Origin of the sequence: Micromonospora sp. AMSO31t, assembly GCF_008868175.1 — a bacterium.
Taxonomy (GTDB): domain Bacteria; phylum Actinomycetota; class Actinomycetes; order Mycobacteriales; family Micromonosporaceae; genus Micromonospora.
Window position 1 is genome coordinate 53425 of sequence record NZ_WBKT01000003.1, and the last position, 23920, is coordinate 77344.

Annotated in this window: 22 protein-coding genes and 1 pseudogene; 13 read left to right on the forward strand and 10 right to left on the reverse strand. The window is 72.3% G+C overall.

From position 1 onward, the window contains the following. The first annotated feature begins 99 nt into the window (after positions 1-99). The 4 genes from helR to glnA all read left to right on the forward strand — a co-directional run bounded on the left by helR (position 100) and on the right by glnA (position 5673). Entirely contained in the window at positions 100-2253 is a 2154-nt protein-coding gene (gene helR, locus F8274_RS01245) for an RNA polymerase recycling motor ATPase HelR (RefSeq protein ID WP_225853527.1), read from the forward strand. Positions 2254-2316: 63 nt separating this feature from the next. Beyond that, complete coding sequence (locus F8274_RS01250) at positions 2317-2877, forward strand: RNA polymerase sigma factor (protein ID WP_151460399.1); 561 nt, start codon at positions 2317-2319, stop codon at positions 2875-2877. Then, entirely contained in the window at positions 2870-4132 is a 1263-nt protein-coding gene (locus F8274_RS01255; RefSeq protein WP_151460400.1) for a sialidase family protein, read from the forward strand. The genes F8274_RS01250 and F8274_RS01255 overlap by 8 nt, the downstream gene beginning before the upstream one ends. 116 nt (positions 4133-4248) lie before the next feature. After that, entirely contained in the window at positions 4249-5673 is a 1425-nt protein-coding gene (gene glnA / locus F8274_RS01260) for a type I glutamate--ammonia ligase (RefSeq protein ID WP_151460450.1), read from the forward strand. 19 nt (positions 5674-5692) lie between these two features. On the opposite strand, the gene F8274_RS01265 is transcribed toward glnA, so the two are convergent. After that, on the reverse strand, positions 5693-7477 hold the full coding sequence (locus tag F8274_RS01265; RefSeq protein ID WP_151460401.1) for an N-acetylglutaminylglutamine amidotransferase: 1785 nt from the start codon (positions 7475-7477) through the stop codon (positions 5693-5695). 276 nt (positions 7478-7753) lie between these two features. Here F8274_RS01265 and F8274_RS31630 point away from each other — a divergent pair. The 5 genes and pseudogenes from F8274_RS31630 to F8274_RS01290 all read left to right on the forward strand — a co-directional run. Continuing rightward, positions 7754-8119: pseudogene (locus F8274_RS31630) on the forward strand (manganese catalase family protein); the annotation flags it as partial. Between the two features lie 260 nt (positions 8120-8379). After that, positions 8380-8796: an SCP2 sterol-binding domain-containing protein gene (locus F8274_RS01275; protein ID WP_151460402.1), complete on the forward strand. Its 417-nt coding sequence runs from the start codon at positions 8380-8382 to the stop codon at positions 8794-8796. Between the two features lie 10 nt (positions 8797-8806). Further along, complete coding sequence (locus tag F8274_RS01280; RefSeq protein WP_151460451.1) at positions 8807-10870, forward strand: glycogen debranching N-terminal domain-containing protein; 2064 nt, start codon at positions 8807-8809, stop codon at positions 10868-10870. Between the two features lie 146 nt (positions 10871-11016). Beyond that, the gene (locus F8274_RS01285) at positions 11017-11733 is read left to right on the forward strand and encodes a DNA alkylation repair protein (protein WP_151460403.1); all 717 of its coding nucleotides are present in this window, start codon (positions 11017-11019) and stop codon (positions 11731-11733) included. A 70-nt stretch (positions 11734-11803) separates the two neighbouring features. Continuing rightward, on the forward strand, positions 11804-13417 hold the full coding sequence (locus tag F8274_RS01290; protein WP_225853529.1) for an FAD-binding oxidoreductase: 1614 nt from the start codon (positions 11804-11806) through the stop codon (positions 13415-13417). A 1-nt stretch (position 13418) separates the two neighbouring features. On the opposite strand, the gene F8274_RS01295 is transcribed toward F8274_RS01290, so the two are convergent. Next, on the reverse strand, positions 13419-14357 hold the full coding sequence (locus tag F8274_RS01295; RefSeq protein WP_151460404.1) for a LysR family transcriptional regulator: 939 nt from the start codon (positions 14355-14357) through the stop codon (positions 13419-13421). A 130-nt stretch (positions 14358-14487) separates the two neighbouring features. On the opposite strand from F8274_RS01295, the gene F8274_RS01300 reads away from it, so the two are divergent. Continuing rightward, positions 14488-15801 carry an MFS transporter gene (locus tag F8274_RS01300; protein ID WP_151460453.1) on the forward strand — a complete coding sequence of 438 codons (1314 nt, stop codon included), beginning with the start codon at positions 14488-14490 and terminating at the stop codon, positions 15799-15801. Here the strand turns inward: F8274_RS01300 and F8274_RS01305 are convergent. Beyond that, on the reverse strand, positions 15761-16474 hold the full coding sequence (locus tag F8274_RS01305; protein ID WP_151460405.1) for a hypothetical protein: 714 nt from the start codon (positions 16472-16474) through the stop codon (positions 15761-15763). The genes F8274_RS01300 and F8274_RS01305 overlap by 41 nt on opposite strands. 74 nt (positions 16475-16548) lie before the next feature. Between F8274_RS01305 and F8274_RS01310 the strand changes: the two genes are divergently transcribed. Continuing rightward, a complete protein-coding gene (locus F8274_RS01310; RefSeq protein WP_151460406.1) occupies positions 16549-17379 on the forward strand; it encodes a PIG-L family deacetylase in 831 nt (276 codons plus the stop codon). Positions 17380-17393: 14 nt separating this feature from the next. Then, positions 17394-17963, forward strand: a complete 570-nt coding sequence (locus F8274_RS01315; RefSeq protein ID WP_225853530.1) for a PP2C family protein-serine/threonine phosphatase — start codon at positions 17394-17396, stop codon at positions 17961-17963. Here the strand turns inward: F8274_RS01315 and F8274_RS01320 are convergent. The 6 genes from F8274_RS01320 to F8274_RS01345 form a co-directional block, all read right to left on the reverse strand. Continuing rightward, positions 17908-19209 carry an alpha/beta fold hydrolase gene (locus tag F8274_RS01320; RefSeq protein WP_151460407.1) on the reverse strand — a complete coding sequence of 434 codons (1302 nt, stop codon included), beginning with the start codon at positions 19207-19209 and terminating at the stop codon, positions 17908-17910. The genes F8274_RS01315 and F8274_RS01320 overlap by 56 nt on opposite strands. Before the next feature lie 268 nt (positions 19210-19477). Then, positions 19478-20140 carry a DUF3618 domain-containing protein gene (locus tag F8274_RS01325; protein WP_151460408.1) on the reverse strand — a complete coding sequence of 221 codons (663 nt, stop codon included), beginning with the start codon at positions 20138-20140 and terminating at the stop codon, positions 19478-19480. 22 nt (positions 20141-20162) lie between these two features. Further along, a complete protein-coding gene (locus F8274_RS01330) occupies positions 20163-20558 on the reverse strand; it encodes a phage holin family protein (RefSeq protein ID WP_151460409.1) in 396 nt (131 codons plus the stop codon). Beyond that, a complete protein-coding gene (locus F8274_RS01335; protein ID WP_151460410.1) occupies positions 20555-21223 on the reverse strand; it encodes a hypothetical protein in 669 nt (222 codons plus the stop codon). The genes F8274_RS01330 and F8274_RS01335 overlap by 4 nt, the downstream gene beginning before the upstream one ends. A 298-nt stretch (positions 21224-21521) precedes the next feature. Beyond that, positions 21522-21932, reverse strand: coding sequence for a PPOX class F420-dependent oxidoreductase (locus tag F8274_RS01340; RefSeq protein WP_225853531.1), 411 nt, complete (start codon positions 21930-21932; stop codon positions 21522-21524). Then, complete coding sequence (locus F8274_RS01345; RefSeq protein WP_151460411.1) at positions 21929-22525, reverse strand: dihydrofolate reductase family protein; 597 nt, start codon at positions 22523-22525, stop codon at positions 21929-21931. Before F8274_RS01345 ends, F8274_RS01340 begins: the two co-directional genes overlap by 4 nt. Before the next feature lie 87 nt (positions 22526-22612). Between F8274_RS01345 and F8274_RS01350 the strand changes: the two genes are divergently transcribed. Further along, positions 22613-23065 (forward strand): helix-turn-helix domain-containing protein, encoded by a 453-nt coding sequence (locus F8274_RS01350; protein ID WP_151460412.1) that lies wholly within the window; start codon positions 22613-22615, stop codon positions 23063-23065. A 137-nt stretch (positions 23066-23202) separates the two neighbouring features. Here F8274_RS01350 and F8274_RS01355 read toward each other — a convergent pair whose 3' ends face one another. Beyond that, positions 23203-23799: a VanZ family protein gene (locus F8274_RS01355; protein ID WP_151460413.1), complete on the reverse strand. Its 597-nt coding sequence runs from the start codon at positions 23797-23799 to the stop codon at positions 23203-23205. Positions 23800-23920 lie beyond the last annotated feature (121 nt).

Genomic DNA, 23920 nt, shown 5'->3' on the forward strand with positions numbered 1-23920 from the left:
CCACCTGCGCAAACGGGGTGGCGGACCGGCGCCGGTGACCCGGCGGCGCCGCCGCGGCCCCAGATCGGAAATGGTGCGTTGAATCCCCTGACCAGCAGCGTGTTCGACCTTCCCGACCGTCTCTCGCCCAAGGCCGACCCGACCCTGATCGCCCGCGACGAGGAGCACTTCGCGGCCATGGCGGAGTGCATCGAGCGGTTGGCCGCCGACCTGTCCGACCGCCTCGACGCCGCGCGCCGGTCGCCCGGCGGCAAGGGCCGGCAGGCGTCCGACCGGGACGAGGAGGTCCGCCGGCTGACCGCCCGGCTGCGCACCCTGCGCCGCTACGGCGTGGACCTGTGCCTGGGACGCATGGTCGGCGCCGACGGCAGCGAGCCCGTGTACATCGGACGGCGCGGCCTCACGGACAGCGCGGGTCGGCGCCTGCTGCTCGACTGGCGCTCCCCCGCGGCCGAGCCGTTCTTCGGCGCGACCCACGCCAACCCGATGGGCCTGGCGAGCCGCCGCCGGTACCGCTGGACGCAGGGCCGGATCACCGACTACTGGGACGAGGTGTTCACCTCCGACGGGTGGGACGGGCACGCCGCGCTCGACGACCAGTCCGCCTTCATCGCCAGCCTGGGCGGCAGCCGGTCGAACCGGATGCGGGACGTGCTCGGCACCATCCAGGCCGACCAGGACGCCATCATCCGGGCCGGGTCCCGCGGCGCCCTCGTCGTGGACGGCGGTCCGGGCACCGGGAAGACCGTCGTGGCCCTGCACCGCACCGCCTACCTCCTCTACGCCGACCCGCACCTCGGGCACCGCCGGGGCGGCGTGCTGTTCGTCGGGCCCCACCAGCCCTACCTCGCGTACGTCGGCGACGTCCTGCCCAGCCTCGGCGAGGAGGAGGTGCAGACCTGCACCCTGCGCGACCTCGTCCCCGAGGGCGCCGCGGCGACGGTCGAGACCGACCCGGACGTGGCGCTCCTGAAGTCGTCCGCGCGGCTGGTGACGGCGATCGACGCGGCCGTCCGGTTCTACGAGGAGCCGCCGGCCACCGGGATGACCGTCACGACCGACGAGACCGACATCTGGCTGAGCGCCGACGACTGGGCCGCCGCGTTCGACGCACCCGATCCCGGCACCCCGCACAACGAGGCGCGCGACCAGATCTGGGCGGAGCTGCTCACGATCCTCATGGACAAGCACGACGGCGACGAACCGGCCGACCAGCTCCGCCGGTCGCTGCTGCGGAACCGGGAGCTGCGCACGGCCTTCCAGCGGGCGTGGCCGCTGCTCGAGGCGACCGACCTCGTCGGAGACCTGTGGTCGGTCCCCGCCTACCTGCGCAGGTGCGCCCCCTGGCTCAGCCCGGACGAGGTCCGGCGGCTGCAGCGTGCCGACGCCCGGGCCTGGACGGTGTCCGACCTGCCGCTCCTGGACGCGGCACGGCAGCGGCTCGGCGACCCCGAGGCGTCCGGGCGTCAGCGCCGGCACGACGCCACGGTGGCGGCCGAACGCGCACGCATGGCCACGGTCGTCGACGAGCTGATCGAGGCCCACGCCTACGACGACGGTGAAGGTGTGCTGTCGAGTCTGCGTCAACTGGACCTCCAGGACGCCCTGGTCGACGAGGCCGGGCTGCCCGGCGCCGACCCGGACCTGCTCGCCGGCCCGTTCGCGCACATCGTCGTGGACGAGGCCCAGGAGCTGACCGACGCCGAGTGGCAGATGCTCCTGCTCCGCTGCCCGTCCCGGAGCTTCACCATCGTCGGGGACCGCGCCCAGGCCCGGCACGGGTTCACCGAGTCGTGGCAGGAACGGCTCGAACGGATCGGTCTCGACCGGATCAGCCTGGCCACGCTGACCATCAACTACCGCACGCCGACGGAGGTCATGGCGGAGGCCGAGCCGGTCATCCGGGCTGTGCTCCCGGACGCCAACGTGCCGGCCTCCATCCGCGGCAGCGGCGTTCCCGTCGTACACGGATCCGTTTCCGACCTGGACTCGATCCTCGACACCTGGCTCGCCGCGCACGCCGAGGGGGTCGCCTGCGTCATCGGCGACCCGACGTTCCGGGAGACGCCCCGGGTCCGGTCGCTTACCCCGGAGCTGTCGAAGGGGCTCGAGTTCGACCTGGTCGTCCTCGTCGACCCCGAGGCGTTCGGCGGCGGCATCGAGGGAGCGGTGGACCGTTACGTCGCGATGACCCGGGCGACCCAGCAGCTCGTCATCCTCACCAGCGCCGGACGGGAGCCCGCCCGGCGGTGATGTCACCTCGCGGCCCGCCCGCCGGTCGTACCGGGTGGAGGGACCGACACGGGAGGGGACGATGTGGAGCCACAGCAACAGATCAGGCAGGTGTACGCCACCTCGGCGGCCCGCCTGGTGGCGCAGGCGTACGCCATGACCGGCGACTACGCCGAGGCGCAGGACGTGGTGCAGGAGGCGTTCGTCCGGGCGCTGGCCCGGCCGGGACGGTTCCGCGAGGTGACCAACCCGGAGGCGTGGCTGCGGACGGTGGCGTTGAACGTCGCCCGGTCCCGGCACCGCCGCCGCATGCTGCTGCACGGGCTCGTCCGCTCCGGCCGCCTCGACCCGGGGCAGCCCAGCGCACCGGCGCTGTCCCCGGACCACGTCGCGCTGGTGGCGGCGCTGCAGAAGCTGCCGCGGACGGCCCGGGAGACCGTCGTGCTGCACCACCTCGCCGACCTGCCCGTCAGCGAGGTGGCCCTCGCCATGGGCTGCTCGGTGGAGGCCGTGAAGACCCGGCTGGTCCGGGCCCGCCGCGCGCTGGCCGAGCAGCTCGGCGAGGACGACGACCCCGTCCCGCTGGCACCGGCCGCCTCCGCTGGTGTCCCGACCCGCCCCGACCGGAAGGCCCGCCATGCCTGAGCTGAACTTCGCCAGCCTCAACGCGGCCGCCCAGGCCGGGTTCAAGCCGCACTTCGAGCAGGTCGTCGCCGCGGCCCGCCGGCGCCGTCGCCGGCGGCAGATCGTGACCGTCGCCACGGTCGCACTGCTGCTCGCCGGCTCCGGGGCCGCCGTGGCGGCCCGGTCCGGCGACTCCGGCCCGACGGTCGGCCGGTTCGCCGCCGACCGTACGCCGGAGTTCATCCCCGCCCCGGGTGGCACACCGACCCCGGGCACCGGCCCGGAGGTCGCCACCGGCCGGCCCGCCGCCGGCGACCTGGCCCACGTCTACCTGGTCTGGACCGGGTGCCGGGGCTGTCCCCCGAGGTGGGCGGGCACCGACGACGGCGGCCGGCACTGGCGCACCGGTCCGCTGCCCGTACCGGCCGACGCCACGGTGGAGCTGAGGGCGGCCGGACCGCGCACCGTGGTGGCCCGCTACCTGTCCCGGTCCGCCTCGGACAGCAGGTCCGCGCGGTGGATCGCCAGCGCCGACGGCGGGACCACCTGGCGCGAGGTGACCGTGCGGCCCGTGGACGCCCTACCGGCCGGCTGGCGGGTCCTCGGCCGGCAGCCCGGCCCCACGTACGACCCGATCATCGCCGCCGACCCGGCCACCGGCGACCTGGCGCAGCTCACCCGTAGGTCGGCCCTGCGCAACGCGGTGGGGGTCGAGAGCGTGCCCGCCGCGGCCGGTCTGTGGGTCAGCGGGTTCACCGGTGAGCGCACCGAGCACGACGGCCGGATCGTCGGCACCGGCGGCGCCGTGGAGGTGAGCCGCGACGGCGGGCGCACCTGGTCCCGGCACGAGTTCCCGGACGACCTCACCGCCTCCGACGACATCGGCGGCCCGGCGGTCGCCACCCGGGACGGCCGCACCGTCTACGCGCTCGGCCGGGTGCGCGGCGCCCTGGTGGTCTGGCGCAGCACGGACGGCGGAGGCACCTGGTCGCGGACCGCCGCGACGGCCCCGGTCGGCGACCGCACGATCCGCGCGGCGGTGCGGCCCGACGGGGTGCTGGTGGTGCAGGCCGGCATCTCCGCCCGGGAGAACCCGCTGATGTTCGCCAGTTCCGACGCCGGCGCGACGCTGCGCCCCGCACCACTGGAGCCCGGCGCCGACCCCCGCCCGCTGCCCGACGGGTACGTGCAGACGGGCTGGCCGGACAGCAAGGGCGCCTGGCTCTCCACCGACGGCGTCACCTGGACCTGGCTCGACCCGCCCAAGCTGCCCTGAGCGGACCGGGTGCTCCCGGCGGTCCGGCCACCGGGAGCACCCGATTCGGGTGTACGCGGGCTCAGAACGGGTAATCCCGGGCGCTCAACCGCCGTGTCGACGTGTCAGGGGGACGTGTGTTCGCCAATCCCGAGGAACTGCTGCGCTACCTCGCCAACGAGGACGTGAAGTTCGTCGACGTACGTTTCTGTGACCTGCCCGGCGTGATGCAGCACTTCAACCTGCCGGTGGAATCCTTCGACGACAGCGTCTTCACCGACGGCCTGGCCTTCGACGGCTCGTCGATCCGCGGCTTCCAGACGATCCACGAGTCGGACATGCTGCTGCTTCCGGACGTCACGTCGGCGTTCGTCGACCCGTTCCGGACGCAGAAGACCGTGGCGTTGAACTTCTTCATCCACGACCCGTTCACCCGGGAGGCCTACTCCCGGGATCCCCGCAACGTGGCCAAGAAGGCCGAGGCGTTCCTCGCCGCCAGCGGCATCGCCGACACCGCCTACTTCGGCGCCGAGGCCGAGTTCTACATCTTCGACTCCATCCGCCACGAGACCTCCGCGCACCAGTCGTTCTACTACATCGACTCCATCGAGGGCGCCTGGAACTCGGGCCGGGAAGAGGAGGGCGGCAACCGGGGTTACAAGACCGCCTACAAGGGCGGCTACTTCCCCGTCCCGCCGGTGGACCACTACGCCGACCTGCGCGACGCCATGGTCCGCCGGCTCATCGACGCCGGGTTCACGGTGGAGCGTTCGCACCACGAGGTCGGCACCGGCGGCCAGTCGGAGATCAACTACCGGTACTCCACCCTGCTGCACTCGGCCGACCAGTTGCAGCTGTTCAAGTATCTGATCAAGAACGAGGCGTGGGCCGCCGGGAAGACGGCCACCTTCATGCCCAAGCCGCTGTTCGGGGACAACGGCTCGGGCATGCACACCCACCAGAGCCTCTGGCGGGGCGGTAAGCCGCTGTTCTACGACGAGACCGGCTACGCCGGGCTGTCCGACACCGCCCGCTGGTACATCGGCGGCCTGCTGCACCACGCGCCCTCGCTGCTGGCCTTCACCAACCCCACGGTCAACTCCTACCGGCGGCTCGTGCCCGGCTTCGAAGCCCCGGTCAACCTCGTGTACTCCCAGCGCAACCGCTCCGCCTGCACCCGCATCCCGGTGACCGGCAGCAACCCCAAGGCCAAGCGCGTCGAGTTCCGCGTCCCCGACCCGTCCAGCAACCCGTACCTCGCGTTCTCGGCGATGATGATGGCGGGCCTGGACGGCATCAAGAGCAAGACCGAGCCGCCGGCCCCGATCGACAAGGACCTCTACGACCTGCCGCCGGAGGAGTGGGGCGACGTCAAGCAGGTCCCCGGCAGCCTGCCCGCCGTCCTCGACGCGCTCGAAGCCGACCACGACTACCTGCTCGACGGCGGCGTGTTCACCCCCGACCTCATCTCCACCTGGCTCTCCTACAAGCGGACCAACGAGGTGGACCCGGTGCGCCTGCGCCCCACCCCGCACGAGTTCGCCCTGTACTTCGACTGCTGACGGCGGCCCGCCCCCGCGTTCAGCGGATGCCGTGGGACTGGAGCCAGAGTTCCAGCAGGCCGAGCTGCCAGAGCTTGTTGCTGCCGGCGGCGGCCTGCGCCCGGTCCGGTTCGGCGAGCAGCTCGGCGACGTATTCGGGCCGGAACAGGCCCCGATCCCGTGCGGCCGGCGCGGCTAGGGCCTCCGTGACGAGGTGCCGCACCGGGCCGTCGACGTTGCGCAGGGCGGGCACCGGGAAGTAGCCCTTGGGCCGGTCGATCACCTCCGCGGGCAGCGCCTCCCGGGCCACCTCCTTGAGGATCCCCTTGCCGCCCTGCGCCACCTTGTGTTCCGGCGGGCAGGCGGCCGCGAGAGCGACGAGGTCCTGATCCAGGAACGGGGTGCGCACCTCCAGCCCCCACGCCATGCTCATGCTGTCCACCCGCTTCACCGGGTCGTCCGGCAGCATCAGGTGGGTGTCCAGGCGCAGCACCGCGTCGAGCGCGGTGTGCGCCCCGGGCGCGGCCAGCTGCGCGGCGAGCAGCTCACGGCTGGCGTCGTGGTCGCAGGCGTACGCCGGGTCGACCACCAGGTCCAGCTCGGCGTGGCTCCGGTCGAAGAACGCCTCGGCGAACGCCTCGGCGGCGCCGTCCCGGGGCACCTCCGTGAGGGGCTGGTGGTAGCCGTAGCCGGCGAACACCTCGTCGGCGCCCTGGCCGGACTGCGCCACCTTGACGTGCCGGGCCACCTGTTCGGAGAGCAGGTGGAAGGCGACCACGTCGTGGCTGCCCATCGGCTCGGTCATCGCCAGGATCGTCCGCCGGACCGCCGGCTCCAGGTCGTCGTTCGAGAGCTGGATGCGGTGGTGGTCGGTGCCGAAGGCACGGGCGACCAGATCGGAGTAGTGGAACTCGTCGCCGCTCTCGCCGCCCCGGCTGTCGAAGCCGATGCTGAACGTCTGCAGGTGGTGCTGCCCGGCCTCGGCGAGCAGGGCCACGATCATGCTGGAGTCCAGCCCGCCGGAGAGCAGCACCCCGACCGGCACGTCGGCCATGAGCCGCCGCCGCACCGCCGTGCGCAGCGCGTCGCCGACCGCGGCCTGCCAGTCCCGCGCGTCCATGCCGGCGTGCGCCGGGTCCCGCTGGTAGTCGGGCCGCCAGTAGACGCGCTCGCGGCTGCGCCCGTCGGCCTCCACCACCCGCACGGTGGCCGGCGGCAGCTTGCGTATCCCCCGCAGGACGGTCCGGGGCGCCGGCACGATCGAGTGCCAGGACAGGTAGTGGTGCAGCGCCACCGGGTCGATGCCGGTGTCGACGTCGCCGGCCGCCAGCAGCGCCGGCAGGGTGGAGGCGAACCGCAGCCGCCCCGGGGACTCGGCGAGGTAGAGGGGCTTGATGCCGAGCCGGTCCCGAGCCAGCACGAGCCGGCGCCGCTCCCGGTCGACCAGCACGACCGCGAACATCCCGACGAGGTGGTGGACGAACTCCTCACCCCATTCCGCGTACGCCACGAGGATGACCTCGGTGTCGCTGGTGGAGTGGAAGGTGTGCCCGGCGCTGCGCAGTTCGTCGCGGAGCTGCGGGTAGTTGTAGACGCACCCGTTGAACACCAGCGCCAGGCCCAGATCCTCCCGGACCATCGGCTGGGCCCCCGCATCGGACAGATCGATGATGGTCAGCCGGCGGTGGCCGAGGGTGATCCACCCGTCGTTCCACAGGCCCTCCCCGTCGGGCCCCCGGGATCGCATCGCCTCGCTCATCCGGGTCACCGCGTGGCCGTCCGGCACGGATCCGTCGAATCGGGCCTCCCCGCTGATCCCACACATCCTCAGGGCACCCCCTCTGGCCTGCCGGTAGACACGAACATCGCTTGCCCGTCACCGCCGGACCGGTGGCACGGCCCATGAGAGGCCGCGACTACCCGCTGCGCGGGTGACGAAACGGGCTCCGAAGGGTGACGCCGGCTTCGTGTGTCACCCCCCTCGGCCGGCTCCCGCTGGGCCCATAGAGGTCATGGGTCGGCACACCGGCGGGCCACCGGGCCGGGAATGGGAGGAGACGTCGACCAAGAACCACTCGTGAACGACTGATCGGAGAAGATCGTGTTCCGCCACGACCGCCACTTGCAGTTCCAGGCCGAGCCCGAGAAGCCCGACGCGCCGTTCGCGATGAAGTTGCAGGAGGTACTCGGGGGCCAGTTCGGCGAGATGACCGTGATGATGCAGTACCTGTGGCAGGGCTGGACCTGCCGGGTTCCCGGCAAGTACAAGGACATGATCATGGACATCGGGACCGAGGAGATCGGTCACGTCGAGATGCTCACCACCATGCTCGCCCGGCTCCTCGAGGGCGCCCCCGCCGAGACCACCGAGAAGGCTGTCACCGACCGCACCCCGGCCCGGCTCACCTGGGACGCGGCCGAGGCCAGCGACGTCATCGTCACCGTGGGCGGCGGCGACGCCTGCCCCGTCTTCCCGAGCAAGCGGCACGAGGACTGGGCGCTCACCGATCCGGCCGAGCAGTCCCTCCCCGTCGTCCGGCGCGTCCGTGACGACATCCGCGCCCGGGTCGAGAAACTCGTCGACGGCCTCCGGTAGGCGGCCCTCGTACTCGTCGAGCCATTGGCAGCCGAGCCACCGACGAGAGGTCACCGCTCGCACGGCAACGTGCGAAAACGGCGGTTCTCGCAGGTGGTGTGGCGTTAGGCTGCAATCGGGCGGGGGCAGGCATGAGCGATGACATCGAGGCGTTCTTCGTGGCGCTACCGGCGCGGGGGCGGGCCCTGCTGCCACCGCGCGTGCGCGGGACGCTGCGCGTGGACCTGGTGACCCACGACTCGACCCGCCACTGGTACGTCGACCTCCGCGCGCCGGGCCGGGTGCTCGTGAACCGGGACGTCCGGGCGGCCGACGCCGTGCTGACGACGACGCCCGCCGTCTTCGCCCGGCTGGTGCGGGGCGAGTCCCCCGCCACGGCCGTGCTGCTGCGCAACGAGGCCACCCTGGTCGGCGACGCCCGACTGATCCTGGCGTTCCGGCGCTACTTCCCGCAACCGCACGGCACCGGCGATCCGCGGGAGGGTGCGCAGCGGCGGGCTCCCCACGGGCAGGCGTGGCGCGAGCGCCTGCGGGCCCGGACGGGGTGACCGGATGGCGATGCGGAAGTCGATCAACATCCTGGACGGGAACACGTTCCTGGTCTGCGACGACCGTGGCGACGTGGACCCGTCGCCCAGCGTGCCGACCGGGCTGTTCTCCTACGACACCCGCTTCCTGTCCACCTGGCGGTTGAGCGTGAACGGTGAACGGCTGCACGCGTTGTCGGTGGACGACATCCGCTACTTCGAGAGCCGCTTCTTCCTGGTGCCGGGCGAACCGACCCACTACGTCGACGCGACGGTGTCGGTGATCCGCGACCGCAGCATCGGCGGCAGCTTCACCGAGAACCTCGCGGTGCTCAACCACACCGACGAGGAGACGACCCTGACGGTACGCGTCGACATGGCCTCCGACTTCGCCGACATCTTCGAGATCAAGAACCCGCAGGGCAAGAAGGCGCCGGTCCAGGCGATCGTCGAGGAGGGACAGCTGCGGCTGCGCTACCGGCGGGACAGCTTCCACCGCGAGACCGTGATCTCCAGCTCGGCACCCGCCCGGGTCGACCCGGAGGGCATGACGTTCGAGGTGCGCGTACCGCCGCAGTCGGAGTGGCAGACCCGGTTGCACGTACGCACGCTCGTGCTGGGCGCACACGAGCGCGACTTCCGCGACAGCCTTGAGCTGCGCCAGGCCCGGTCCCCGGCCGAGCTGGACGAGCAGCTGCGGCAGTGGACGGCGGCCGCACCCCGGCTGAAGTGCGACAGCCCGTCCATCACCACCGCCTACCGGCGGAGCCTGGTGGACCTGGCCGCGCTGCGCTACACCTCCATCACGATGGCCGAGGAACTGGTCGCCGCCGGGCTGCCGTGGTTCATGACCGTGTTCGGCCGGGACAGCATCTTCACCTGCCTGCAGGCCCTGCCGTTCACCCCGCAGCTCGTGCCCGCCACCCTCGGCACGCTCGCCTACGGCCAGGGCAGCCGCCTCGACGACTTCCGCGACGAGGAGCCCGGCAAGATCCTGCACGAGCTGCGCTACGGCGAGTCCGCCGGATTCGAAGAACAGCCCCACTCGCCGTACTACGGCGCCGCCGACACCACTCCCCTGTTCGTCATCCTGCTCGACGAGTACGAACGCTGGACCGGCGACAGCGCCGTGGTGCGCGCCTACGAGTTCGAGGCCCGGGCCGCGCTCGACTGGATCGACAACTACGGCGACCTGCTCGGCACCGGCTACATCTGGTACGAGACCCGCAACCGCGACAACGGTCTGGTCAACCACTGCTGGAAGGACTCCCCGGACTCGATCTGCTACCGCGACGGGCGCCTGCCCCCGTTTCCCCGTGCGACCTGCGAACAGCAGGGCTACGCCTACGATGCCAAGATCCGGGGCGCCCGGCTGGCCCGCCTGTTCTGGAACGACCCCGCCTACGCCGACCGCCTCGAACGTGAGGCCGCCGACCTGAAGGCCCGGTTCAACGAGGACTTCTGGATCGCCGACGGCGAGTACTACGCCCTCGCGTTGGACGCCGAGGGAGGCCAGGTCGACGCGCTGTCCTCGAACATCGGGCACCTGCTGTGGAGCGGCATCGTCGAGGAGTCTCGGGCCGGTCGCATCGCCGAACTGCTGCTCAGCGACCGGCTCTTCTCCGGCTGGGGCGTGCGCACCCTCGCCACCGACTGCGCCCGCTACAACCCGCTCGGCTACCACGTGGGCACCGTGTGGCCCTTCGACAACTCGATCATCGCCTGGGGGCTCTGGCGCTACGGCTACCGCCGCGAGGCCGCCACCATCTGCCAGGCCGTCTTCGACGCCGCCGACTACTTCCAGGGCCGGCTGCCCGAGGCATTCGCCGGCTACCCGCGGGCCCGCACCACCTACCCCGTGGAGTACCCGACCGCGTGCAGCCCCCAGGCATGGTCCGCGGGAACCCCGCTGCTCCTGCTGCGGGTGATCCTCGGCCTGCAACCCCACGACGAGCACCTCATCATCGACCCGGCACTCCCACCCGGGCTGGGCCGGCTGGAACTGCTCGACATCCCCGGCCGGTGGGGCCGGATCGACGCCCTGGGGCGCAGCCGCACCGCCACCGACGGAATCCCGCCGGGCTCGGGCGGCTAGCCGGCCGCACCTCGTCCGTGTGTATCTGGCCGCCGGCCAATTCGAGCCTCTCCTCCGCGGGTGTCCGTGGAGGCCAGCCGGACGCGCCGCCCCACGGCCCCGGGATTTCCGCGGTGCCGCCGGCGGTCGCGGTAGGTTGCACAGTCATGGCCACGACCGCCGACGTCCGCCACGACCTCGCCCGCCTCGCCGATCCCCGGCGGGCGGAGGCGTCGAGCCGGTTCCTCCAGATGACCCCGGGCGGGTACGGCGAGGGCGATCAGACCATCGGCGTGCCGGTGCCGGTGCCGGAGCAGCGCCGGGTGGCCGCCCGGTACTGGCGGGACCTCTCCCTGGCCGACACGGCTGACCTGCTGGCCGGTGGCGTGCACGAGGAGCGACTGACGTCGCTGTTCATCCTGGTGCGGAAGTTCACCAGGGGAGACGAGGAGGAACGGGGCCGGATCTTCCGCCTCGTCCTGGCGAACACGGCCCGCATCAACAATTGGGACCTGGTGGACTCGTCCGCTCCGTACATCGTCGGTCCGTGGTTGGTCGACAAGGACCGGAGCGTCCTGGACCGGTTGGCGGGGTCGAGCCTGGTGTGGGACCGGCGCATCGCCGTCATGGCCACCTTCGCCTTCATCAGGGCCGGCGACTTCGACTGGACCTTCCGCCTGGGTGAACGGCTCCTGGGCGACCCGCACGATCTCGTCCAGAAGGCGGTGGGCTGGATGCTGCGCGAGGTGGGCAACCGTGACCGGGCGGCGGAGGAGGAGTTCCTGGCCCGGCGGTACCGGGCCATGCCGCGGGTCATGTTGCGGTACGCGATCGAGAAGTTCGAACCGCAGCGACGCCGGGAGTACCTGTCCGGCACGCTCTGAGGCCCTGACCTGCGAATACTTCCCTGCCGGTGCGGAGCACGCCGCCGTGATCACCTGACCGGGTTCCGCGATGAAATCTCGCAACTCGGACCAAACCCCCCGTAATACCGTCAGTGAGCGCGCCAGCCGGAGGCGGAAAGTCTTCCTGGTCGGACTGGCGGTCATCGATCGGGAGGACACGGACATGCACGATCTTTCTCGTCGCAAGCTGCTCAAGGCGACAGCGGCCGTCGGCGCCGGGGCGGTCGCCTTCCCGGGCCTGCTGTCCGGCGGCACCCCGGGCTTCGCGGCCGACGACCTGGGGTGGCCCTCCAGCGAGAAATGCCCGCCCGCGACACTGACCGGCCGCATCGTCCGTCCTCAGGACCCCGGGTACGCGAATGCGAGCCTCGGCTGGGACGAACTCTTCGTTCGCTACCCGCTGGTCATCGTCTTCGCCCAGGAGACCCAGGACGTCGTCAACGCCCTCACGTGGGCGCGGCAGCACAACGTCGCGCTGCGGGTGCGCAGCGGCCGGCACAGCCTCGAAGGCTGGTCCAATGTCGACAACGGCATCGTGATCGACGTCAGCGAGCTGAAGTCGGTCCAGATCGACACGACCGCTCGCATCGCGACGGTCGGCGCCGGGCTCAATCAGTTGGAAGCCGTGACCGCGCTCGGCGAGCACGACCTCGCGGTGACCACCGGCACCGAGGGAAGCGTCGGCCTGTCCGGCGCGACCCTGGGCGGCGGCTTCGGCTTCCTCACCCGCTACCTCGGCATGGCCTGCGACAACCTGATCGGCGCGGAGATTGTCGTCCCGTGGGGCGCCGACGGCGCGAAGGCCGTCCAGGTGGACCTGAAGAACCACTCCGACCTGCTCTGGGCACTCCGGGGAGCGGGGAACGGCAACTTCGGGATCGTCACCTCCCTCACCTACCGTGCGGCGCCACTGCGGAGCGTCGCCTACCTTCAGGCGACCTGGCCGGGTCTCGACGACCTGCAGGAGGTCTTCGACGCATGGCAGCGGCTCGCGCCGTTCGCCGACAACCGCCTCGGAACCCAGGTCGAGATCCACAAGTCCCAGATCCTGCTGTTCGGTGTTCTCGCGGACGGGTCGGAGGCCGAGGCGACGGCGTTGCTGGCACCGGTCCTCTCGATCGGCGACCCCGAGGTCACGGTGCAGACCGGCGGCTGGGGCGACATCTATGCCGGATTCCAGATTCCGACCGAGGACGAGCCCGCGAACTGGAAGTTCTTCTCGCAGTTCACCAGGCGGCCGTTCCCGAAGGAGGCGATCAGCGTGATCCACACCTTCATGCAGAACGCGCCCTCGGAGGACAGCAACTTCTTCACGCAGGCCTTCGGCACGGGGGCTCAGACGAGGGAACCTCTCGGCGGCGCGGCGTTCCCGCACCGCGATGCGCTCTTCTACTCGGAGCCCGGCGCCGGTTGGGGCACCCGGGGGGTGCCCGACAGCGGCGACGCCCTCACCCCCGTCGCCCAGGCGTGGATCGCCGAGTTCAGCCAGGCACTCCGGCCCTACGTCGACGGCGCCTACGTCAACGTGCCGAACGTCGGAATGGCGGAATGGGAAACCGCCTACTGGGGGTCCCACTTCGACCGGCTGCGCAAGGTCAAGGCGAAGTACGACCCCCACAACGTCTTCCAGTACGAGCAGAGCATCCCGCCCGCGGCATGCTGACTCAACGGGCTTCGTACCTCGTCGGCGTCCAGACCTCGGTGTCGGGTGCGTCCGCCCGCCTGGCCGCCAGGTGGTCGCAAAGTGTGGTGAGCCCGGGATGCCGGTTGTCGTCGCGCCAGATGAGGGACATCGGGTATACCGGCGCGGGGTCCCGCACCGGTACACGCCGCAGGTCATAGCTGTCCGGCCACAGGTATCGGGTGCGTTCGCCGGCCAGCGTCGCCAGGTCCGGCGACTCGGCGATCTCGGCCAGCAGCGCCTCGTTCCCGAAGACCGGCCCGGCCCGGTCGATGGTGAGCCCGAACGCGGCGGCGAGTTCGTCGTAGTAGCTGGCCCATTCCGTGCCGGCGGCCATGCCCGGCATCCAGATGCGGTGTTCGGCGAGTTGCGCGGGCGTGACGGCGCGGGCGTCGGCGAGCGCATGGCGTGGCCCGACGAGGAGCTCGTGGTGCTCGTCGATCACGCGGGCGGTCCTGATCGCGGCCGGTAGTTGGCGCGCGGGGACGGCGACGGCGTGAAACGTGGCGTCGACCGTCCCCGCCTCGACGGCGGCGATCGCGGCATGGACGTCGGCGTCCAGGGTCACGACGTCCAGCTCGATCCGCGGATGCGTCCGGTGGAAGTCCTGCAGAAGCACCGCCGGCGCGGTGCGCCGGCTGTGGACGTCGACGCGGAGGGCGCGCCGGCCGGGACGCACGGACGCGTCGGCCCGGTCCGCCACCCGGAGGAGTTCACGGGCGTGCGGCAGGAACGCCTGGCCGTCGACCGTGAGCTGCACCCCGCGGGGCGTACGGGTGAAAAGGCGCACGTCCAGGTCTCTCTCCAGCGCGGCGACCCGCTTGGAGACGGCCTGCTGGGTGATCGACAGCGCGCCGGCCGCCACCTGGAGCTGGCCGGCGTCGGCGGCGGCGACGAAGGTGCGCACGGCGTCGAGATCCACCCGCCGACCCTAGTCGCACAACCAACCGTTGTGGCTCGCCGCCGGTGCGGTTGTTTGATCCCGCCTCCTCGTCCTTGCTGTGATCACCGCCGTCAACGGCACACGTCCGAGGCGGAAGGTGCGGAGCTTGGTGGTCAGACGATCCCTCGGCCGGCAGTTCGGATGGCTCTGGGCGGCCTACGCCGTGAGCGCCTACGGCTCCGCGCTGGGTTTCGGCGCGATGCCGCTGATCGCCCTGCTGGTGTTGCACGCCAGCCCCGCTCAGGTGTCCGCGCTGTCCGCGGTGGGGCCGGCGATCGGCGCCCTCGTCGCCTTGCCGCTCGGGCCCTGGGTGGAGTTCCGCCGCAAGCGACCCGTGATGATCGCGATGGACCTGACCCGTTTCGCGGTCCTCATGACGATCCCGATCGCGTACGCCGTCGGCCGGCTCGGTTTCGTCCAGTTGCTGATCGTCTCGGCCGTGGTCGCCGCCGCCAGGATCACCTTCCAGGCGGCCGGCGGCGCCTTCCTCAAGGCCCTCGTCCGGCCGGACGAGCTGCTCGTGGCCAACGCGAGGTTCGAGTCGACGACGTGGAGCGCCATCGCCGTCGGGCCGCCGCTGGGCGGCGCGGCCGTCGGCCTCGTCGGGCCGGTGACCACCGTGGTGGTCGACGCGCTCAGCTACCTGCTCTCCGCGCTGGGCATCACGGCGATCCGCGGCCGGGAGGAACACCGGCTGCGCGACGACCGGCAGCCGGTCCGGGCCGGCGAGCTGCTCGACGGCTGGCGGCACCTCCTGACCCACCGCGGCCTGCGGGCGCTCTACCTCAACCAGCTGCTCGTCGGCGGGCTGATCATGGCCACCGAGCCGCTGCTGGCCGTGCTCCTGCTCGGCCAGCTCGGATTCCCACCCTGGCAGTACGGCCTCGCCTTCGCGGCACCCTGCGTCGGCGGACTCATCGGCTCACGCCTCGCCCGCCGCGTCGTGGCGCGGTACGGCCAGCACCGGATCCTCCGTACCGTCGGCACGCTGCGCGCGGTCTGGCTGATCGGCCTCGCCTTCGTCCAGCCCGGCATCGCCGGCCTCGCGACGGTGATCGCCGTCGAGCTCGCGATCATCATCAGCATGAGCCTGTACAACCCGGTGCTCGCCACCTACCGGCTCGAACACACACCCGGAGGCCGCGTCGCCCGCACCCTCTCGGCCTGGTCGATCAGCAGCAGCGCCACCATCGCCGTCCTCAGCGCGCTCGGCGGACTGCTCGCCAACGCCACGAGCCCCCGCACGGCTATCGCCGTCGCGGGGCTGCTGATCCTCGCCAGCCCGCTGCTGCTGCCCCGCCGTCAGGATCCCCCGGTCGGGCCCGACCGCGAGCCGGCACCGGCGGCCACCCGTACGCGGGAGGCCACCTCCCGCGGCGCCCTCACGCCAGGAGCGTCTCCCGCATCGTCGCCCCCGGATTGATCCGGTCGACGACCCGGGGACCGGTCGGGTCGTACACGTCGAGGGTGTTGTTGCGGCGCATCAGCTCGCGGATCGCGGGTGGCAGCCGGGGCGGGTCGTCCATGGCCGCGAGGACCTGCCCCGCGGTCGAGATGAGGCGAGTGGCCAGGGCGGCGGCGTCGGTGTCCACCCGCACCCGGCCGTACTCCCAGCCGGCGGTGGTGAGGTCGAGCAGCTCGAACACGCGGGTCACGACCGGGGTCGGGTCGGTCACCCGGTCGAGCCGGGACGCCCCGCCGCCGACCACCGCGACGGCGGCGGCCACCTGCGCGTACGGGTGGAAGCCGGACGGCAGCGCGAACAGCGGCCACCGCAACGCCGGGCCGGCCTCCTTCCACAGCGGCCGGTAGTTCCGGCGGTGCACGAGGAGCCGCCGGCCCGTCCGCCGGTGCACGTCGTGGGCCTGGGCCCGCAGGTCGGCGTGGGCCTCGTCGGCGACCTCGCCGACGATCCGGGCCGCCACCACGAGGCCGTCGTCGCCGTCCAGCATCCGGGTGACGGCGTCGACCTGGTCAGCGAACCGGATCCGCGCGCGGGCGCCGTAGCGGTGCCGGACCTCCTCCAGCAGGCTCTGCTGCCGATCCGGGTCGAGCTGGACCCGCCCGCCACCCAGCAACCGCTGGAGCCACCGCATGTCGCCTCGTTTCAGCCGAGCCGTCCCGGACCGCGGCAATGCTATGCGTCGGACCGCCCTCGTATGGTGATGGGGTGGCTGACAGAACCCTGACCCTGATGGCGGTGCACGCGCACCCCGACGACGAGGCGACGAGCACCGGCGGCATCCTCGCCCGCTATGCGGCGGAGGGGGTCACGACGGTTCTCGTGACCTGCACGGACGGCGGGTGCGGCGACGGCCCCGGCGGCATCAAACCGGGCGACCCGGGGCACGACGCGGAGGCCGTGGCGGCGATGCGCCGGGCCGAGCTGGAGGCCAGCTGCGAGGCGTTGAAGGTGACGCACCTGGAGACGCTCGGCTATGCCGACTCCGGGATGATGGGTTGGGCCACCAACGACCTGCCCGGCGCGTTCTGGAACACGCCGGTGACGGAGGCGGCCGACCGGCTGGCCGAGTTGATCCGGCGCTACCGGCCCGACGTCGTCGTCACCTACGACGAGAACGGCTTCTACGGCCACCCGGACCACATCCAGGCGCACCGCATCACCATGGCCGCCGTCGAGCGGACGGGCATCCCCGCGAAGGTCTACTGGACCACCGTGCCGCGCAGCGCCTTCCAGGAGTTCGGCCGCGTCATGAAGGAGATCGGCGTCGAGTTCCCCGAGCCGGACGCGCCGTCGGAGGACATGCCGCAGCTCGGCCTGCCCGACGACGAGATCACCACCTGGGTGGACACGAGCGCCTACGGGGCGCAGAAGTTCGCCTCCCTGGCCGCGCATGCCAGCCAGGCCGAGAACATCTTCTTCCTGCAACTGGGGCAGGACCGGTTCACCGAGCTGATGGGCGTGGAGACCTTCGTCCGGGTCCGCGACACCACCGGCGCGCCGGCGCGCGAGGACGACCTGTTCGCCGGGCTGCGCTGAACCTGGGCCGCGACGTGCTGCACTTCAGCGTCACCGACGCGATGGGCCACGGGGTGGCCAGCGCGCTGACGGCCACCCTCGGCTTGGGCAGCCTGCGCAACATCCGCCGCCGCGGGGCCGGCCTGGTGCAGCAGGCCGACGCCGCGAACGCCGCCGTGGCCGAACACACCGGCGTACGCGGCAGCTACGTCACCCCGGTGCTCGGCCGCCTCGACCTGCGCACCGGTGTGTGCGCGTTGCTGAATGCCGGGCACGTGCCGCCGCTGGTGATGCGCGGCGGGGACGCCCAGCCGCTGCGGCTCCCGCGTAACTTCCCGCTGGGCATGTTCACCGAGGCCGACTACCACCACGGGGAGATCACACTGCAACCCGGCGACCGCCTGGTACTGGTCACCGACGGCATGCGCGAGGGCACCGCCGCCAGCCTGGACCTGTTGGCCATGCTGCGGTCGATCGGCGATCTGCACCCCCGCGAGGCGGTCCGGGCGTTGGCCCGGCGAGCCCGGCCCGAGGGTCCTCTCGCCGGCGTCAGAGTTCGCCGCGGACCAGCCGGATCAGCCGGTCGAGGACCCGGCCGCCGCTGACCCGGAGGCCGTCGTGCTCGTACTCGTTCGTGACCCAGGTGCGCAGGCCGCGCACCGCGCGCGCCGTGGCGAGCGAATCGTCGGCGTCGACGTACATGTCGTCGTGGTAGACGGCCGCGGCCACCGGTACCTCGTTGCGCGCGAGTTGTGCGGGGTCGTAGAGGTCCGGCCAGTCCCCCCGCTGGGCGAGCAGGTCCGCCACCTCGTCGAGCGGGGCCAGCGCCGGGTCGGTGGCGAACATCCACGGATAGATCATCTCGCCGGTCAGCAGCACGGGGAGGCCGTCGGCCAGCGCCCGGTCGGCGTCGAACCGCGGGAACTCCGCGCGTACCGACTGGGCCGCCCATCCCGTGCCGCGCGGGGACGCCGACCGCTGGCCGTAGATCGACTCGTGCAGGACGGCGTAGAGCGGGCGGCCGGCGAACGACAGGTGGCCCTCGACCTGGGCGAGGAACGGGTCGGACAGCCGGCCGCCGCGCAGAACGCTGTCCTCGAGCAGGTAGTGCAGCGTGTGCGAGCCGCTGCCGGTGCCCAGCATGATGCCGAGCGCCTGGAACGCCTCGGCGGTCAGCAGCCCGCCGCCGGGCAGCCGTACCTCCTGCTCCCGCAGGTGCCGCACCAGGGCGCGGACGGTGTCGACGTCGTCCGGGTAGCGCGCGTAGTGCGCCTCGACCTTGCGCTGCACCCGCGGATAGGCGGCCCGGTAGACGGCCTCGGGCGTGCTGCGCAGGCCCGGGAGGCCGCCGGTCACGAACGCCTCGCGGATGCCGTCGGGCGCGTACGACAGGTAGGTGAGGGTGCAGAAGCCGCCGTAGCTCTGGCCCAGCAGGCTCCACCGGCCGCCCTCGCCGAGGAGTTCCCGGCGGATCAGCTCGCAGTCCCGGACGATCGAGTCGGCCCGGAAATGCGCCAGGTACCCGGCCTGGGCGGCCGCGCCACCCCGCTCCGGCAGCGTGTGCCGGTCGACGGGCGTGGAGCGGCCGGTGCCGCGCTGGTCGAGCAGCAGCACCCGGTAGTCGTCCAACGCGCGGTCCAGCCAGCTGTCGCGGCCCACCGGCCGCGGTGACCGGCCGCCCGGCCCGCCCTGAAGGAACAGCAGCCAGGGCAGTGACTCCCGTTCCCGGCCGGCGGCCACGACCTCGCGGCCGTACACCTCGATCCGCTCACCGGCCGGGTCCGCGTGGTCGAGCGGTACCCGGAAGCTGTGGTCGGTGATGACGGTGCCCGGATGGCGGTAGGTCGGCACGGGTTTTTCCCTTCCTCACGGTGTCCGCGATCAGGTGCCCGCGCGGGCACGGGAGGGCGGCGCGCCCGACCCTAGCGCGGATGATCGTCACGAACGTGACGGGACGCATCGACGCGGTCTGGGTGGGCATACCGGGAGGAAGCCGGGACGCGGTTCGCGAGAGTGTTCCCGGTCAGGCCCTCTCCCCACCCCGAACGAGCATGGTCTGCTGCCCTGCAGGCAGCAGACCATGCTCGCGGCGGGTCGGAGCCCGAACGGCCACGCCGATCTAGCGGTGCCGGATCTCCCCGGCGGCGTTCCGGGTGTCCTCCTGAACCTGGTGTGCGGCCGATCGGCCCTGGTCGCGGACGGCGGACGCGCCCTGGGCAGCGGTGGACCGCACCGACTGGGCCGCCTGCTGCGCGGGCTCGCGCAGGTCGTCCCGGAGCTGGTTGCCGACCTGGCTCGCCTGCTCGCGCAGCCCGGCGGAGTGCTCCTGGACCATGCCCTTGGCCTGTCCGGCCCACTGCCGCTCCGGGCGGCTGGGCGGGATCAGGGAGGACACCAGCAGTCCGGCGCCGAAGGCGATCAGGCCGGCCGCGAGCGGGTTGCCCTGGGTCTGCGCCCGGGACTGCTGCCCGAGCGACCGCGCCTCGTCCCGGACCGTGCCGGCAGCGCTCTGCGCCTGCGCGCGGGACTGGTGCCCGAGCGATCGCGTCCCCTCCCGGACCGAACCGGCAGCCTGCGACATCCGCTGGCCGGCACCGTGCCCGTCCGTCTGCGCGCCCATCACCTTCTCCTTGGCTCGGGTCAGCGCGCCGCGAGCCTGCCCGACACGCTCACCGGCGATCCGACGCGGGTTCATCTTGTCGGTCAGCGCATCCACGTCGCTGCTCAAGTCGCTCCGGGTGCTCTCGATCTCTGATCGGATCCGATCCGGATCGTTGGACATGATCCGCTCCCCTCTGGCTCGGTCACCGGCCTCGCATGGCCTGCGGCATCTCCCGCGCGGTCTGTTTGGTCCGGGGCAGGACCGCACGGAGTTGCTGCATCTTGGTCCGCGCGTTGGCGAGCAGGATGGCGGCGGCAACCGCCCAGACGACCGCCACGATCAGTGCGGCCCATCCCTCATCCATGACGTTCGACAGACCCCACCACACCGCGTACGACACGAACAGCACGGCCAGGAAACCGGCAAGCGCCGCCCCGCCGAACATGCCGCCGGCCTTGCCGGCCTGCGTCGCCTCCTCGCGCAGCTCCGCCTTGGCCAGCTCGACCTCTTTGCGGACCAGTGTGGAGAGATCCCGGGTCACGTCGCCCAGCAGCTCGCCGACGGAGGACTGCGTCCGTTCCTTCTCCGGGGCGCTCACGGTGCCACCCCGCCCGGGATGTCCGGCTCCGGCCGGCCGGCCGGCGACACGTTCTGCGCCCGGGCCACCCCGGTGTAGGGCTGGTCTCCGGTGTACGGCGCCTCGACCGCCCGCTCGGACGACGGCGACGCCGGCTGCGTGGGCTGGGCCGGCTGGGCGCCGGAGCCCGACCCGTCGGAGCCGGTCATGTTTCTCGTGAGCCGGCCGACCAGCAGGCCCGCCACCACCGCGCCGGCGAGGAACGTTCCGGGATGCTGCCGGGCGTACCCTCGTACCTCGTCCAGGACGTCGCCCGGCTCCCGCTGGTCGAGCCATCCGGCGGCGCGCTGCGCCGCGTCGGCCGCCCGGCGGACGGCCTCGCCGGCCATGCCGGACTCGCCGCTCCGCTCGGCCATCGAGCCGAGCTCACGGCCGAGGTCGCGCAACCCGTCGGCGGCCCGGTGCTGCTGCGTCCGAGCCTGGTCCCGCAGTTGCGTGGTGGCCTGCCCGGTCAGGTTCCGCGCCTGCTGCGCCGCCTCCGCGGCCACCTGCCCGCCCTGCTCGGTGGCGGCGTGCGCCACCTGGCCGCCCGTCTGCATGGCGTGCTGCCCGACCCGGGACGCCTGCTGCCGGGCCTGCTCCCCCGTGCCGCCGCCTGGAGGCCGGCTCTGGTTGGTTGCCGTCATGCCCTGATTCCTCCCTCGCGCCGGGCCCGCGAAGCTTTCCGCTCCGCCCGCCCGGTCACAGCACATGTCGCCGCCGTTGCAGGAGCGCCATCCGATGACCCGCGAGACGCAGATGTCAGTTGTCGAAATGCGCGTTGCAGTGCGGCCCTGGCGTGGTGCACGTTTTCGACTTCTCGCATTCCGCAGGTGAGTGCCCGCCGGACCGGCCGTTATGCCCGCCCGCCAGGAGCCGGAACCGGAGACGGCGCGCGGCCGGGACGACCTGGGGCAGGCCGGCGGAAACAGCTCGATACGCCGTTCAGCCCACCCCGACGGTCTGTCGGTCAAGCTCGATCAGGGCCACCACGCGTTCCTGTCCTCGGGGGTAGGGCGCTCCGGCGTACTTGATGGCCAACTGGTCGATGATCTGCCACGCCGCGTCACCCTCGACCCATTCGACGACGCGCCCGCGGATGACGACGGGTTCGAACGGGTTGTCGACGGGCGCGATGGACAGCGCGAGCCGAGGGTCGCGGCGCAGGTTGCGTGCCTTGCGCGAGCCGGGACCGGTGAAGAAGACGATCCGGTCACCGTGCGTGCCGACATAGACGGGGGTGGCGTGGGGCGAGCCGTCCGGAAGGACGGTGGCGAGGTGAGCGATCGAGGTGCCGTCGAGTACGCGCCGCGCGCGCGGATCGAGCATGGGACCGGTCCCTTCGGTGGTGGTCATCGGAGCACCTCGTAGTGGAGGTGGGTCACGCCGGGCGCCGGGACGGCCTCGACGAGACGGAGTCGCACGTGCTCGGGGAGCGACTGGAAGTAGGGTCGGCCGCCGCCGAGCAGGATCGGCACCTGGTGCAGGATCAGCTCGTCGACCAGTCCCGCAGCCAGGGCCGCTGTCACGACGCCGCCACCCATGAGGGCGACGTCCTTGTCGCCGGCGGCGTCCCGCGCGGCCGCGACGGCGTCCTCGATCCCGGTGGTGACCAGCGTCTGACGGTCGTCGCTCATACCCGGCACCGGTCGGTGGCTGAGCACGAACAGCGGCGCCGCCGGGTGCGGCGTCCCGCCGTGGATCCACCCGGAGTCGTCGTAGGTGTTGCGGCCGGCCAGGCTCGCGCCGACGCGACCGGCCAGGGCGTCGAACACCCGGGCACTGGGCTCACTCAGCCGGAAGCCATCGAACACCTGGCTGGGGGTGTCACCGTCGAAGTACCAGTCGAACAGCATCGTGGCGTCGCCCAGCCCTCGCCCTTCGCCCGGGTCGCGACCGGTGATGTAGCCGTCGACCGAGACCGACAGTGCGGTGAACACCTTGCTCATTGCCGTACCCCCTAAGTTCCTTCAAGAGACTCCATGACCGTAACAGCCCAAGTTCCTTAAGGGAACCCCGTTTGCTACGCTCATCCCATGCAACGGACGAACTTCGGCGAGATGGCGTGCTCGATCGCGCGCACGCTCGACGTGATCGGAGAGCCCTGGTCCCCGCTGGTCCTGCGTGACGTGTACGCCGGGTTCACCCGCTTCGAGCAGATCCAGGCGGACCTCGGCATCTCCCGCAAGGTCCTGACCGAGCGGCTGAACCACCTCGTCGACCAGGGCGTCCTCGAGCGCCGGCCCTACGACCAGCGACCCCGGTTCGAGTACGTCCTGACCGAGAAGGGCACCGAGCTGGTCGACCTGCTGATGGTGATGGTCCGCTGGGGCGACAAGTGGCTCGCCGGTCAGGCCGGCGCGCCGCTGCTGTACCGCCACCACGCATGCGGCGAGATCAGCAGCGTCGACCTGCGCTGTGCACACTGCGGCGAGCCGATGCACGCCGGCGACGTCGACCTGCTTCCCGGCCCCGGCGCGGCGAGCTGACGCCACCGCACCGTGGGCCGTCACCGGCGGACAAGGCCAGGGCGGGTGACCCGGTGGAGCGCCTCGGCGAGGCACGGGCGGCACCTGCGCGGCCCCGGCGACCGCCCAGGACCGCTGACCGGCGCGCCGCGGGCGGCTCAGCGTCCCGGCACCGGGGCCGGTCGAGGCCGGTCTGACGACGCACTGGCCGGGGCCCGCCACCAGCGGCGCGACGCCAGCGCGGCGAGCCCGGCACCGGCGGTGTTGAGCAGTACGTCATCGACGGAGGACACCCGGTCCAGCCGCAGGAGGTACTGCGCCGCCTCGACCAGGAGCGAGCAGCCCGCCGCGAGCGCCAGGATCCGCGGCACCGACGCGAGCGCCGCGAAACGCAGCGGGGCGAGGAACCCCAGTGCCGCGAACACCAGCAGGTTGCCGACGATCTGGACCGTCACCGTCAGCGGCCCGCTCGCGAGGATCGTGAGGAGGTCCCGCAGCGGCACGAGGCCCACCCGACCGGGAACCGCGCCGGCCCCGTCGCCCGGCAACATGATCATCCATACCCACGGCACCGTGCCGTAGACGATGCCGACCTCAGCCAGCGACGTGCGCCACGCCCCCGCCGGCACGGTGCCGGTGACACTCCGACGGCGCGCCAGGGCCCAGACCGCCAGCGCGGCCAGCGGCAGTGCGGCAACCGTGATGAGTACGACGCCGTTGAACGTGCCGACCCAGCCGTGCCATCCCTTGACCATGCCGCCTCCACTGTCGTCCGACCGCGGAATCTACCCGGGCCGCGCGGGCTGTCCGGCGTGGTGCATCCGGGCGGGACGCTCGGGGCGAACAAGGGTCGTGACGACCAGTCACCGCTTGGGT